Consider the following 14,266-nt stretch of genomic DNA (forward strand, 5'->3'; position numbering starts at 1 on the left):
AATTCAATTTGCAAGGGGGAATAAACTTTGGCAGATAATTTAGTCATTGTTGAATCGCCTGCAAAAGCTAAAACCATTGAAAAATATTTAGGCAAAAGATATAAAGTTATTGCTTCAATGGGACATGTTCGTGACTTACCAAGAAGTCAAATGGGTGTCGACACTGAAGATAACTATGAACCAAAATATATTACAATTCGTGGCAAAGGTCCTGTAGTTAAAGATTTAAAAAAACATGCGAAAAAAGCCAAAAAGATATTTTTAGCTAGTGACCCTGACCGTGAAGGTGAAGCGATTGCTTGGCATTTATCAAAAATTTTAGAATTAGAAGATAGCAAAGAAAATAGAGTAGTATTTAATGAAATTACAAAAGATGCTGTTAAAGATAGTTTTAAGCATCCTCGTGGTATTGAAATGGATTTAGTTGACGCGCAACAAGCACGTCGTATTTTAGATAGACTCGTTGGTTATAATATTTCTCCAGTATTATGGAAGAAAGTTAAAAAAGGGCTGTCTGCTGGGAGAGTTCAGTCAGTTGCTTTACGTTTAGTCATTGACCGTGAAAATGAAATTCGTAATTTTAAACCTGAAGAGTATTGGTCTATTGAAGGTGAATTTAGATACAAGAAATCTAAGTTTACAGCTAAATTTCTACACTATAAAAATAAACCTTATAAGCTAAATAACAAAGACGATGTTCAAAAGATTACTGAAGCATTAAATGGTGATCAATTTGAAATCACCAATGTGAATCGTAAAGAAAAAACGCGTTATCCTGCTCATCCATTTACTACATCAACCTTACAACAAGAAGCTGCACGTAAATTAAATTTTAAAGCACGTAAGACAATGATGCTAGCGCAACAATTATATGAAGGTATTGACTTAAAGCGTCAAGGTACAGTAGGTTTAATCACGTATATGCGTACTGATTCTACTCGTATCTCAACTTCTGCAAAATCAGAAGCGCAGCAATATATTACTGATAAATATGGTGAACAGTACGTGTCTCAGCGTAAATCATCGGGTAAACAAGGTGATCAAGATGCTCACGAAGCTATTAGACCTACTAGTACAATGCGAACGCCTGATGATATGAAAGCTTTTCTTACTAGAGATCAACACCGTCTATACAAATTAATTTGGGAGAGATTTGTAGCAAGTCAGATGGCTCCAGCTATTTTGGATACGGTAGCTTTAGATGTAACTCAAAACGACATTAAATTTAGAGCTAATGGTCAAACTATTAAATTTAAAGGTTTTATGACACTATATGTAGAGGCAAAAGATGATAAAGAGAATGATAAAGAAAATAAGCTTCCTCAACTTGATAAAGGAGATAAGGTGACTGCGACAAAGATTGAACCGGCACAACACTTTACACAACCTCCTCCTCGTTATACCGAGGCACGTTTAGTTAAAACACTCGAGGAACTTAAAATTGGAAGACCTTCAACATATGCTCCTACTATTGATACGATTCAAAAGCGGAACTACGTCAAGTTAGAAAGTAAACGCTTCATTCCAACTGAATTAGGAGAAATTGTTTATGAGCAAGTTAAAGAATACTTCCCAGAAATTATTGATGTAGAATTCACTGTAAACATGGAAACATTACTTGATAAAATTGCTGAAGGTGACATGAATTGGCGTAAAGTAATAGGAGATTTCTACAACAGTTTTAAACAAGATGTTGAGCGCGCCGAATCTGAAATGGAAAAGATTGAGATTAAAGACGAGCCAGCAGGTGAAGATTGTGAAGTCTGTGGTTCTCCAATGGTAATTAAAATGGGAAGATATGGTAAGTTTATGGCATGTTCAAACTTTCCAGACTGTCGTAACACAAAAGCAATTGTCAAAACGATTGGTGTCACGTGTCCAAAATGTAATGAAGGAGATGTCGTAGAACGTAAATCAAAGAAAAATAGAATTTTCTATGGTTGTTCTAGATATCCGGAATGTGATTTTATTTCTTGGGATAAGCCTGTTGGAAGAGATTGTCCTAAGTGTCATCATTACCTTGTGAATAAGAAAAAAGGTAAAAGTAGTCAAGTTGTGTGCTCCAACTGTGATTATGAAGAAGAAGTTCAAAAATAGATGAGTAATTTTAGGAGGGGCAAAATGACTCAAAAAGTAAATGTTGTAGGAGCTGGTTTAGCTGGCTCTGAAGCTGCATATCAATTAGCTCAACGTGGAATTAAAGTGAATTTAATTGAGATGCGTCCAGTTAAACAGACTCCAGCGCACCATACAGATAAATTTGCTGAATTGGTTTGTTCAAATTCATTGAGAGGTAATGCACTTACAAATGCTGTCGGTGTACTTAAAGAGGAAATGAGACATTTAGACTCGTTAATTATCACATCAGCAGATAAAGCACGTGTGCCAGCTGGTGGTGCTTTAGCAGTGGACAGACATGATTTTGCTGGCTATATTACAGATACCTTAAGAAACCACCCAAACATCACTGTGTTAAATGAAGAAGTTAATCATATACCAGAAGGTTATACGATTATTGCAACTGGTCCTCTAACTACTGAGCATTTAGCTCAAGAAATTGTTGATATTACTGGTAAAGATCAATTGTATTTTTACGATGCTGCCGCACCAATAATAGAAAAAGATTCAATTAATATGGATAAAGTATATTTAAAATCACGTTATGACAAAGGTGAAGCAGCGTATCTTAATTGCCCTATGACTGAAGAAGAATTTAATCGTTTTTATGATGCAGTATTAGAAGCTGAAGTTGCACCAGTCAATGAATTTGAAAAAGAAAAATATTTTGAAGGTTGTATGCCTTTTGAAGTCATGGCTGAAAGAGGACGAAAAACTTTGTTATTTGGTCCGATGAAACCTGTTGGACTTGAAGATCCTAAGACTGGGAAACACCCTTATGCAGTTGTTCAATTAAGACAAGATGATGCAGCTGGAACATTATATAATATTGTTGGCTTTCAAACACATTTAAAATGGGGTGCGCAAAAAGAAGTCATTCGTTTAATACCAGGATTAGAAAATGTTGATATTGTAAGATATGGTGTGATGCACCGAAATACCTTTATTAATTCACCTGATGTTTTAAACGAAAAATATGAATTAAAAGGACATGATAATTTATATTTTGCTGGACAAATGACTGGCGTTGAAGGTTATGTTGAAAGTGCTGCTAGTGGATTAGTTGCAGGTATTAATCTTGCGCATAAAATTTTAGGTAAAGGGGAAGTTATTTTCCCTAGGGAGACAATGATAGGTAGTATGGCTTACTACATATCGCATGCAAAAAATGAGAAGAACTTTCAACCTATGAATGCCAATTTTGGTCTTTTACCATCTCTTGAAAAACGTATTAAAGATAAAAAAGAAAGATATGAAACACAAGCCAAAAGAGCGTTAGAGTATTTAGATAATTACAAACAAACGCTGTAATTTACAAATAGGTTAACTAGGTAGTTGATAACTACCTGGTTTTTTTGTGATGAATATTGTTTAAAACTAACGTAAATTAAGTAAAACAAGTGAGTTAGAGAAAATTATGACTAATTTATATAAAGTATGGAATTAATTCTCTAAAGATTTTGAATTGATTATCAAATTACTGTATGCGTTTTTACACATATGCTACAATGCAATATGATGGAGGGGATTGATTTTGGATAAAATCCAAGAAACATTTTTATACATGTTAAAGGTTGAAAGAAACTTTTCAGCGTATACGTTAAAATCTTATCATGATGACTTAGTTCAATTTAACAACTTTTTAGAAAGAGAACATTTACAACTTGAGACTTTTGAATATAAAGATGCTAGAAACTATTTGGCTTTTTTATATTCTAATCAACTAAAAAGAACTACGGTATCAAGAAAGATATCAACGTTACGTACCTTCTATGAATTTTGGATGACTCAAAATAATTCAATTATTAATCCCTTTGTTCAACTAGTGCATCCTAAAAAAGAGAAGTATTTACCTCAATTCTTTTATGAAGAAGAAATGGAAGCACTTTTTCAAACTGTAGAGCATGATAATAAAAAGGGCATACGGGACAAAGTTATTATTGAATTGTTATATGCAACAGGAATACGTGTGTCTGAATTAATAAATATTAAATTAAAAGATATAGATATGAACTTACCTGGTGTAAAAGTCTTAGGTAAAGGAAATAAGGAAAGGTTTATACCTTTTGGAGAGTTCTGTAGACAGAGTATAGAAAGATACTTAGAAGAATTTCAACCTAAACAATTAGCTAATCATGATTATTTAATTGTAAATATGAAAGGTGATCCTATCACCGAAAGAGGAGTAAGGTATGTACTTAATGATGTCGTTAAAAGAACCGCTGGGGTCAATGACATACATCCTCATAAATTAAGACATACTTTTGCTACACATTTATTAAATCAAGGTGCTGATTTAAGGACTGTACAGTCTTTACTTGGTCACGTCAATTTATCGACCACTGGACGTTATACACATGTTTCGAATCAACAATTGAGAAAGGTGTATTTAAACGCACATCCTCGAGCAAAAAAAGGAGAGTAATTTATGGATAATTCTTTACACGCTACAACAATTTACGCTGTACGCCATAATGGTGAAGCAGCTATGGCTGGTGATGGTCAAGTCACATTAGGCCAACAAGTTATTATGAAACAAACTGCGAGAAAAGTGAGACGTTTATACGAAGGAAAAGTATTGGCTGGTTTTGCTGGTAGTGTTGCTGATGCCTTCACACTTTTCGAAAAATTTGAAACAAAACTTCAGCAATTTAGTGGTAATTTAGAGCGCGCAGCTGTTGAACTAGCACAAGAATGGCGTGGAGATAAACAATTACGACAACTAGAGGCGATGCTTATCGTAATGGATAAAGATGCCATACTTATTGTTAGTGGTACAGGTGAAGTTATTGCACCTGATGATGATTTAATTGCCATTGGGTCAGGTGGTAACTACGCACTTAGCGCAGGTCGAGCTTTAAAAAGACATGCAACACAACTTTCTGCTAGTGAAATGGCATACGAAAGTTTAAAAGTTGCAGCTGATATTTGTGTGTTTACAAATGACAATATAATTGTAGAAACGCTTTAAAAACAGCATTGCTCAAATTAAGGAAATGAATCTCATAAAACAAAGTAGCAATATGGAGGAATGTTAAATATGGATACAAATGGAATTAAATTAACCCCAAAAGACATCGTATCTAAATTGAATGAGTATATTGTAGGACAAAATGATGCAAAACGTAAGGTGGCTATTGCATTAAGAAATCGTTATCGTAGAAGTCTTTTAAAAGAAGAAGAGAAACAAGAGATTGCGCCTAAAAATATTTTAATGATTGGTCCAACGGGAGTTGGTAAAACTGAAATAGCTCGACGCATGGCAAAAATTGTTGGAGCACCGTTTATTAAAGTCGAGGCAACTAAATTTACAGAAGTCGGTTACGTTGGTAGAGATGTTGAAAGCATGGTTAGAGATTTAGTTGATGTTGCTGTACGTTTAGTAAAAGACGAGAAAAAGTCATTAGTTAAAGATGAGGCAACTAAGAAAGCAAACGACAAATTAGTTAAATTACTTGTTCCGAGTTTAAAAAAGAAGGCAGCACAAGGTAACAATCCTTTGGAAAATTTATTCGGTGGAGCAATTCCAAACTTCGGTCAAAATCAAGATGAAGAGGAAGAACCGCCAACTGAGGAAATTAAAACGAAACGTTCTGAAATAAAAAAACAACTTGAACAGGGCAAACTTGAAAATGAAAAAGTAAGAATAAAAGTAGAACAAGATCCTGCATCAATGGGAATGTTAGGGACTAATCAAAATCAACAGATTCAAGATATGATGAATCAATTGATGCCCAAGAAAAAAGTCGAAAGAGAAGTTTCGGTTGAGACAGCTAGAAAAATCTTAGCTGATGATTTTGCTGACGAATTAATCGACCAAGAAACTGCGAATCAACAAGCCTTAGAGCTTGCAGAACAAATGGGTATCATATTTATTGATGAAATAGACAAGGTTGCTACTAACAATCAAAATAGCGGTCAAGATGTGTCAAGACAAGGCGTACAACGAGATATTCTTCCTATACTTGAAGGTAGCATGATTCAGACAAAATATGGTACTGTAAATACTGAACATATGCTATTTATAGGTGCTGGTGCATTCCACGTATCAAAACCTAGTGATTTAATTCCTGAATTACAAGGTCGATTTCCAATTAGAGTGGAATTAGAAAGCCTTTCAGTAGAAGATTTCGTGAGAATTCTGACAGAACCAAAATTATCGCTTGTCAAACAATATGAAGCATTGCTTCAAACTGAAGAAGTTACAGTTAACTTCTCAGAAGATGCCATTCAAAGATTAGCTGAAATTGCATATCAAGTTAATCAAGATACTGATAATATTGGTGCTCGTAGATTACACACTATTCTAGAAAAAATGCTTGAAGATTTATCATTTGAAGCACCAAGCATGCCGAATGCTGTTGTGGATATTACCCCACAATATGTAGATGACAAATTAAAATCAATCTCAACAAATAAAGATTTAAGTGCATTTATTTTATAAATATATATAGAAGGAGAAAAAATATGAGCTTATTATCTAAAACAAGAGAATTAAACACTTTATTACAAAAACATAAAGGCATTGCAGTAGATTTTAAAGATGTTGCTCAAACAATTAGTAATGTTACAGTTACTAATGTATTTATTGTGTCGAGAAGAGGTAAAATCTTAGGATCTTGTTTGAATGAATTATTAAAAAGTGAACGTATTAAAGATATGTTAGAAGATCGACATATACCGCGCGAATATACTGAAGAGTTGATGAATGTTAAACAAACAGAATCAAATATCGATATTGATAATGAATTAACTGTATTTCCACCAGAGAATAGAGAGGTATTTTTAAATAGTAGAACAACTATTTTTCCAATTTTAGGTGGTGGCGAAAGACTTGGTACGCTAGTCTTAGGTCGAGTTCAAGACGACTTCAATGAAAATGACTTAGTATTAGGAGAATATGCAGCCACTGTAATAGGAATGGAAATATTACGAGAAAAACATAATGAAGTCGAAAAAGAAGCTAGAGATAAAGCTGCTATAACAATGGCAATCAACTCACTTTCATACTCAGAAAAAGAAGCAATCGAACATATATTTGAAGAACTTGGTGGTACAGAAGGTTTACTTATAGCTTCAAAAGTAGCTGACAGAGTGGGCATTACACGATCAGTCATAGTGAATGCTTTACGCAAACTTGAAAGTGCTGGTGTCATAGAATCACGTTCTCTTGGAATGAAAGGGACATTTATTAAAGTGAAAAAAGATAAATTCCTTGATGAGCTTGAAAAAAATAAGTAAAAGTTGAATATGAAATGTTTTTTTTGAAATATTAGTAAATTAAGATTAATCTGTGAATAATGAATGGACTGATTTTTACTTTTTCAGAAACCTATTATTTTATATGTTAATTATCGACTATAAAATGTTTAGAGAAATTAAGAATGTTATTAAATAATCTCCATCTTTATTGTTATTAAAACAGAAATTCAATAATACAAATCATGTTATTGCTTTTATGTATTAAATATGATATATTAATTGACGGCTATAAAGCCAATACGCACATAATCAATTTAAATATAAAGGGTGCAAATTAAATATTTGTCTTTATATCAGTTGATTATGGAGGTAAATAACCACTAGGAGGAATTTAAAATGGCAGTAATTTCTATGAAACAATTACTTGAAGCCGGTGTTCACTTCGGTCACCAAACACGCCGTTGGAACCCAAAAATGAAAAAATATATCTTCACTGAAAGAAATGGTATTTATATCATTGATTTACAAAAAACAGTGAAAAAAGTTGAAGAAGCATACAACTTTGTTAAACAAATCTCTGAAGAAGGCGGAAAAGTCTTATTCGTAGGTACAAAAAAACAAGCGCAAGAATCAGTTAAAGCTGAGGCAGAGCGTGCTGGTCAATTCTACGTTAACCAAAGATGGTTAGGTGGGATTTTAACTAACTACAAAACAATCTCAAAACGAATTAAACGTATTTCTGAAATTGAAAAAATGGAAGAAGACGGATTATTTGAAGTATTACCTAAAAAAGAAGTTGTTGAACTTAAAAAAGAATACGACCGTTTAATTAAGTTCTTAGGCGGTATTCGCGATATGAAATCAATGCCTCAAGCATTATTCGTTGTTGATCCTCGTAAAGAGCGCAACGCTATTGCTGAAGCTCGCAAACTAAATATTCCTATCGTAGGTATTGTTGACACTAACTGTGATCCTGATGAAATTGATTACGTTATCCCAGCAAACGATGATGCTATTCGTGCCGTTAAATTATTAACTGGTAAAATGGCAGACGCTATCTTAGAAGGTCAACAAGGTGTATCTAATGAAGAAGTAGCTGCAGAACAAAACATCAATTTAGATGAAAAAGAAGAATCTGAACAAGCAGAAACAACTGAAGAAAACACTTCTGTTGAATCAAACTAAGAGATAGTTTAAATGGGTGATAAGATACTAATGCTTATCACCTTTTTTTAAAAATAAAATTAAATCATAATACTGTAATGGAAATATAACCTAAAATAATGCTAAAATTTAGGTATATCAATAATTACTATTTATATTGGAGGAATAATGAATGGCAATTTCAGCAAAACTTGTTAAAGAATTACGTGAAAAAACTGGCGCAGGAATGATGGATTGTAAAAAAGCGCTAACTGAAACTGATGGTGACATCGATAAAGCGATTGACTACTTACGTGAAAAAGGTATTGCAAAAGCAGCTAAAAAAGCTGACCGTATCGCAGCAGAAGGTCTTGTACACGTTGAATTAAAAGGTAATGAAGCTGCAATCGTTGAAATTAATTCAGAAACAGACTTCGTAGCACGTAACGAAGGTTTCCAAGAATTAGTTAAAGAAATTGCTAACCATATTTTAGATAGCAAGGTAGAAACAGTAGACGCTTTGATGGAATCTAAATTATCTAGCGGTAAAACTGTTGATGAAAGAATGAAAGAAGCTATCTCAACAATTGGTGAAAAATTAAGCATCCGTCGTTTCTCTATCAGAACAAAAACTGATAATGATGCATTTGGTGCATATTTACACATGGGTGGACGTATTGGTGTGTTAACTGTAGTTGAAGGTACTACTGATGAAGAAGCTGCTAAAGACGTAGCAATGCACATTGCGGCAATCAACCCTAAATATGTTTCTTCTGAACAAGTAAGCGAAGAAGAAATCAATCATGAAAGAGAAGTATTAAAACAACAAGCATTAAACGAAGGTAAACCAGAAAAAATCGTTGAAAAAATGGTTGAAGGTCGTTTACGTAAATATTTACAAGAAATTTGTGCTGTAGATCAAAACTTCGTTAAAAATCCAGACGAAACTGTTGAAGCTTTCTTAAAAGCTAAAGGTGGTAAACTTACTGATTTCGTTCGTTATGAAGTTGGAGAAGGTATGGAAAAACGTGAAGAAAACTTTGCTGAAGAAGTTAAAGGACAAATGAAATAATCTGTCATAAAGTTTAACAAGGAAGAAGACACCTCACACGTTTCCTTTTTATAAGCCTATTGTTAAGATAGCTAAAAGGAGACATTCGTGTCTTCTTTACTTATATATTTACATATTTTTACGATAGAGAGGATAAGAAAATGGCACAAACTTCTAAATATAAACGTGTAGTATTAAAATTGAGTGGTGAAGCTTTAGCAGGTGATAAAGGATTCGGCATAAATCCTATCATTATCAAAAGCGTTGCACAGCAAGTTGCTGAAGTTGCCAAAATGGATTGTGAAATTGCTGTCATTGTCGGCGGTGGAAATATTTGGAGAGGCAAAACTGGTAGCGACCTAGGCATGGATCGTGGTACGGCTGATTACATGGGGATGCTTGCTACTGTAATGAATGCTTTAGCATTACAAGACAGTTTAGAACAATTAGATTGTGATACACGTGTTTTAACTTCTATTGAAATGAAACAAGTTGCTGAACCATATATTCGTCGACGTGCAATTAGACATTTGGAGAAAAAACGTGTTGTTATATTTGCCGCTGGAATTGGTAATCCTTACTTCTCAACTGACACAACTGCTGCTTTACGTGCGGCTGAAGTAGAAGCAGATGTAATTTTAATGGGTAAAAATAATGTAGATGGTGTTTATTCAGCTGATCCAAAAGTTGATGCAAATGCAATTAAATATGAACATTTGACACATATTCAAATGCTTCAAGAAGGTTTACAAGTGATGGATTCAACAGCTTCATCGTTCTGCATGGATAATAACATTCCATTAAATGTTTTCTCTATTATGGAAGAAGGTAATATTAAGCGTGCTGTAATGGGTGAAAAAATCGGAACATTAATTACAAAATAATTTTGAGGTGTAAAAAATGAGTGACATAATCAAAGATACAAAGTCTAGAATGCAAAAATCAATTGATAACTTATCTCGTGAACTTGCTAACATTAGTGCTGGTAGAGCAAACTCCAATTTACTTAATGGTGTTACAGTTGACTACTATGGTGCACCTACACCAGTGCAACAATTAGCAAGTGTCAATGTGCCTGAAGCACGTCTATTAGTTATTTCACCATATGATAAGACATCAGTTGCTGATATTGAAAAAGCAATTATCGCGGCTAATCTTGGGGTTAATCCAACGAGTGATGGTGAGGTTATTCGTATCTCTGTACCAGCTTTAACTGAAGAAAGACGAAAAGAATTAGTTAAAGAAGTTAAAAAAATTGGTGAAGATGCTAAAGTCTCAATTAGAAATATTCGTCGTGATATTAATGATCAGCTTAAAAAAGACGAAAAAAATGGTGACATTACCGAAGACGACTTAAGAAGTCAAACTGATGATGTACAAAAAGCTACAGATAATTCGATTAAAGATATAGATCAATTGGTTGCCGACAAAGAAAAAGATATTATGTCAGTATAGGTATTTTATTATCGCAAACACATTCATATTAGTATATTATCTAAAATGAAACATCTGTCAGACATTGAATATCTTCATAGTCTAAACTGTACCAACTAAGACTTTGGTACAGTTTTTTTATTTGCTTATTCAATGGAATAAATGAGTATGATAAAATGATAGATGATTGTTTAATTAACTAATATTATAAACAGAGACGATCAGGCTCGGAGGAAAGACCATGTTTAAAAAGCTGAAAAATAAAAACAAAACTGAGACAAACCATAATAATGATTTAGACATACATAATATACCTGAACATGTGGCTATTATCATGGATGGAAATGGACGTTGGGCAAAAAAACGTAAAATGCCTAGAATTAAAGGACATTATGAAGGTATGCAAACAATCAAAAAAATTACTCGCGAAGCGAGTGATTTAGGTATTAAGTACTTAACACTATACGCATTTTCAACAGAGAATTGGTCTAGACCTGAAAGTGAAGTTAATTATATTATGAATCTTCCTGTGAATTTCCTTAAAACATTTCTACCAGAATTAATTGAAAAGAATGTTAAAATTGAAACAATAGGGTTTTATGAAGGTTTACCACAATCGACAATTAATGCTATTGATTTTGCTAAAGCTAAAACTCAGAACAATACTGGGTTAACTCTTGTGTTTGCTATAAATTATGGTGGACGAGCTGAGATTATTCAGAGTATGAAAACAATATATAACGAATTACAATTAAACGGACAAGGATCTGATGTGATTGATGAGGCGTTAATAAAACGTCATTTAATGACGCATAGTTATCCAGATCCAGACTTATTAATACGCACTTCAGGAGAACAAAGGATAAGCAATTTCTTAATATGGCAAGCTTCATATAGTGAATTTATTTTTAATGAAAAGCTATGGCCAGATTTTGATGAAAAAGAGTTAAGAGAGTGTTTGAAAATATATCAATCACGCCAAAGACGTTTTGGAGGATTAAGTGAGGAGTAAAAAATGAAAGTAAGAACATTAACCGCGATTATAGCTTTATTAATATTCTTGCCTATCTTGCTCAAGGGTGGCTTAATATTAATGCTTTTCGCATTTTTACTAGCTTTGATAGCCTTAAAAGAATTACTTAATATGAATATGATTAAATTTTTATCTATACCTGGTCTGATTAGTGCTTTAGCCCTAATTATTATCATGTTACCTCAAGATGCAGGTGAATGGGTTCAAGTTATCCAACTTAAAGGTTTAATTGCTATGAGTTTCATAGTTTTAAGTTATACAGTGCTATCTAAAAACAGATTTAGTTTTATGGATGCTGCATTTTGTTTGATGTCTGTAGCTTATGTAGGAATTGGTTTCATGTATTTTTATGAGACACGTTCTGAGGGCTTGAGATATATTTTATTTGCATTTTTAATCGTTTGGCTAACAGATACGGGTGCTTATATTTTTGGTCGCCTTATGGGTAAACATAAGTTATGGCCAGTTATTAGCCCTAATAAAACAATTGAAGGTTTCTTTGGTGGTATTTTATGTAGCATTTTAGTACCATTAGTGATGCAAATGTTTGTAGATTTACATATGAATATTTGGCTTTTATTATTAGTCACAATTGTGTTAAGTATGTTTGGTCAATTAGGTGATTTAGTAGAATCTGGGTTTAAACGTCATTTTGGTGTTAAAGATTCGGGACGTATACTACCAGGGCATGGCGGTATATTAGATAGATTTGATAGCTTCATGTTTGTATTACCGCTATTAAATATTTTACTGATACAAACTTAAATTTATGAATTGTAAAATGGAATAGATGTTATAATGAAGGAGTTATTGAGATGTTGATGAGTGATGAATATCTCTTAACTCCTTTTCAGCACTTATTGATAAATTGTTAAGATACAATAACACAAAATAATATGATATTAAGTATTAACATATTATAATATTTAATATTATCTTCGATTTAATTACTTAGATGATTTTTTAATTAAACATAAATTCATTAGAGGTGTAGAACATGAGCATTTTAATTACGATTATTTCATTTATCATCGTATTTGGTGTCCTCGTAACTGTTCACGAATATGGACACATGTTTTTTGCTAAGCGAGCAGGAATTATGTGTCCTGAATTTGCGATTGGTATGGGCCCTAAAATTTTTAGTTTTCGTAAAGATGAAACATTATATACAATTCGTCTATTACCGGTGGGTGGTTATGTAAGAATGGCTGGTGATGGTCTTGAAGAACCCCCAGTTCAACCAGGTATGAACGTAAAAATAAAGTTAAATAACCAAGATGAAATCACACATATAATTCTAGATGATCAACATAAATTTCAACAAATTGAAGCTATAGAAGTTAAGAAATGTGATTTTAAAGATGACCTATATATTGAAGGTATTACTTCTTATGATGACGAAAGGCATCACTTCACTATAGCGAAAAAGGCATTTTTTGTCGAAAATGGAAGCCTTGTACAAATTGCTCCAAGAGATAGACAGTTTGCACATAAGAAACCATTGCCTAAGTTTTTAACATTGTTTGCAGGTCCATTATTTAATTTTATTTTAGCTTTAGTACTATTTATTGGATTAGCATACTACCAAGGTACGCCAACCAATGTCATAGGAGAAGTTGTGAAGAAGTCTCCGGCTGATGAAGCTGGATTGCACAAAGGTGATAAAATAGTTCAGGTAGGTAATCATAAAATTAAAAATTTTGATGATATCAAACATGTTCTTGACCAAAATAGAACGGCTAAAACAACTGTAAAAATTAAAAGGGATGGCCAAACCAAGTCTGTAGATCTCCAACCTAAAAAAGTAGAAAGAAAGATAACTAAAACTAAAACTCAAACAACTTATCAAATTGGTTTTGCTCCTACTACAGAACACAGCGTTTTTAAACCAATAAGCTACGGTATTTATAACTTTTTCGACAAAGGTAAGCTTATTTTTACAGCTGTTGTTGGTATGTTAGCCAGTATATTTACAGGAGAATTTTCATTTGATATGTTAAATGGCCCTGTTGGTATTTATCACAGTGTTGATTCTGTTGTTAAATCTGGAATTATTAATTTAGTAGGATACACCGCTTTATTAAGTGTTAACTTAGGAATAATGAATTTGTTACCTATTCCAGCGCTTGATGGTGGTCGCATATTATTTGTACTATATGAGGCTATTTTTAGAAAACCAGTGAATAAAAAAGCGGAAACAGGAATTATTGCTGTAGGCGCACTTTTTGTGGTTATTATTATGATTTTAGTCACTTGGAATGATATACAACGGTATTTCTTATAAA

General features: G+C 33.0%; 13 protein-coding genes. All 13 read left to right on the forward strand.

The window, feature by feature from the left end; all coding sequences use genetic code 11:
- The first annotated feature begins 27 nt into the window (after positions 1 to 27).
- The 13 genes from topA to rseP all read left to right on the forward strand — a co-directional run bounded on the left by topA (position 28) and on the right by rseP (position 14,265).
- Positions 28 to 2,097 (forward strand): type I DNA topoisomerase, encoded by a 2,070-nt coding sequence (topA, locus tag HMPREF2897_RS10620; protein ID WP_002446285.1) that lies wholly within the window; start codon positions 28 to 30, stop codon positions 2,095 to 2,097.
- A gap of 24 nt (positions 2,098 to 2,121) precedes the next feature.
- Positions 2,122 to 3,429, forward strand: coding sequence for an FADH(2)-oxidizing methylenetetrahydrofolate--tRNA-(uracil(54)-C(5))-methyltransferase TrmFO (trmFO, locus tag HMPREF2897_RS10625; RefSeq protein WP_002475252.1), 1,308 nt, complete (start codon positions 2,122 to 2,124; stop codon positions 3,427 to 3,429).
- Between the two features lie 253 nt (positions 3,430 to 3,682).
- Positions 3,683 to 4,543: a tyrosine recombinase XerC gene (gene xerC / locus HMPREF2897_RS10630; protein ID WP_371091753.1), complete on the forward strand. Its 861-nt coding sequence runs from the start codon at positions 3,683 to 3,685 to the stop codon at positions 4,541 to 4,543.
- Between the two features lie 3 nt (positions 4,544 to 4,546).
- Complete coding sequence (gene hslV, locus HMPREF2897_RS10635) at positions 4,547 to 5,089, forward strand: ATP-dependent protease subunit HslV (protein ID WP_002446288.1); 543 nt, start codon at positions 4,547 to 4,549, stop codon at positions 5,087 to 5,089.
- Positions 5,090 to 5,158: 69 nt separating this feature from the next.
- Positions 5,159 to 6,562 (forward strand): ATP-dependent protease ATPase subunit HslU, encoded by a 1,404-nt coding sequence (hslU, locus tag HMPREF2897_RS10640; protein WP_001829474.1) that lies wholly within the window; start codon positions 5,159 to 5,161, stop codon positions 6,560 to 6,562.
- A 23-nt stretch (positions 6,563 to 6,585) separates the two neighbouring features.
- Entirely contained in the window at positions 6,586 to 7,359 is a 774-nt protein-coding gene (gene codY, locus HMPREF2897_RS10645) for a GTP-sensing pleiotropic transcriptional regulator CodY (protein WP_002446289.1), read from the forward strand.
- Positions 7,360 to 7,716: 357 nt separating this feature from the next.
- Positions 7,717 to 8,505 (forward strand): 30S ribosomal protein S2, encoded by a 789-nt coding sequence (gene rpsB / locus HMPREF2897_RS10650; protein WP_002457366.1) that lies wholly within the window; start codon positions 7,717 to 7,719, stop codon positions 8,503 to 8,505.
- Between the two features lie 151 nt (positions 8,506 to 8,656).
- The gene (gene tsf, locus HMPREF2897_RS10655; RefSeq protein ID WP_070593185.1) at positions 8,657 to 9,535 is read left to right on the forward strand and encodes a translation elongation factor Ts; all 879 of its coding nucleotides are present in this window, start codon (positions 8,657 to 8,659) and stop codon (positions 9,533 to 9,535) included.
- Between the two features lie 140 nt (positions 9,536 to 9,675).
- Complete coding sequence (pyrH, locus tag HMPREF2897_RS10660) at positions 9,676 to 10,398, forward strand: UMP kinase (protein WP_002439511.1); 723 nt, start codon at positions 9,676 to 9,678, stop codon at positions 10,396 to 10,398.
- 16 nt (positions 10,399 to 10,414) lie between these two features.
- The gene (gene frr / locus HMPREF2897_RS10665; protein ID WP_070593186.1) at positions 10,415 to 10,969 is read left to right on the forward strand and encodes a ribosome recycling factor; all 555 of its coding nucleotides are present in this window, start codon (positions 10,415 to 10,417) and stop codon (positions 10,967 to 10,969) included.
- Positions 10,970 to 11,189: 220 nt separating this feature from the next.
- The gene (locus tag HMPREF2897_RS10670) at positions 11,190 to 11,960 is read left to right on the forward strand and encodes an isoprenyl transferase (RefSeq protein WP_002487391.1); all 771 of its coding nucleotides are present in this window, start codon (positions 11,190 to 11,192) and stop codon (positions 11,958 to 11,960) included.
- Between the two features lie 3 nt (positions 11,961 to 11,963).
- The gene (locus HMPREF2897_RS10675) at positions 11,964 to 12,746 is read left to right on the forward strand and encodes a phosphatidate cytidylyltransferase (protein WP_001829499.1); all 783 of its coding nucleotides are present in this window, start codon (positions 11,964 to 11,966) and stop codon (positions 12,744 to 12,746) included.
- Between the two features lie 232 nt (positions 12,747 to 12,978).
- Complete coding sequence (rseP, locus tag HMPREF2897_RS10680; protein WP_002446294.1) at positions 12,979 to 14,265, forward strand: RIP metalloprotease RseP; 1,287 nt, start codon at positions 12,979 to 12,981, stop codon at positions 14,263 to 14,265.
- The last annotated feature ends 1 nt before the right edge of the window (position 14,266 follow it).

The organism is Staphylococcus sp. HMSC065D05 (assembly GCF_001813195.1).
In the GTDB taxonomy this organism is placed as follows: Bacteria; Bacillota; Bacilli; order Staphylococcales; family Staphylococcaceae; genus Staphylococcus; species Staphylococcus epidermidis.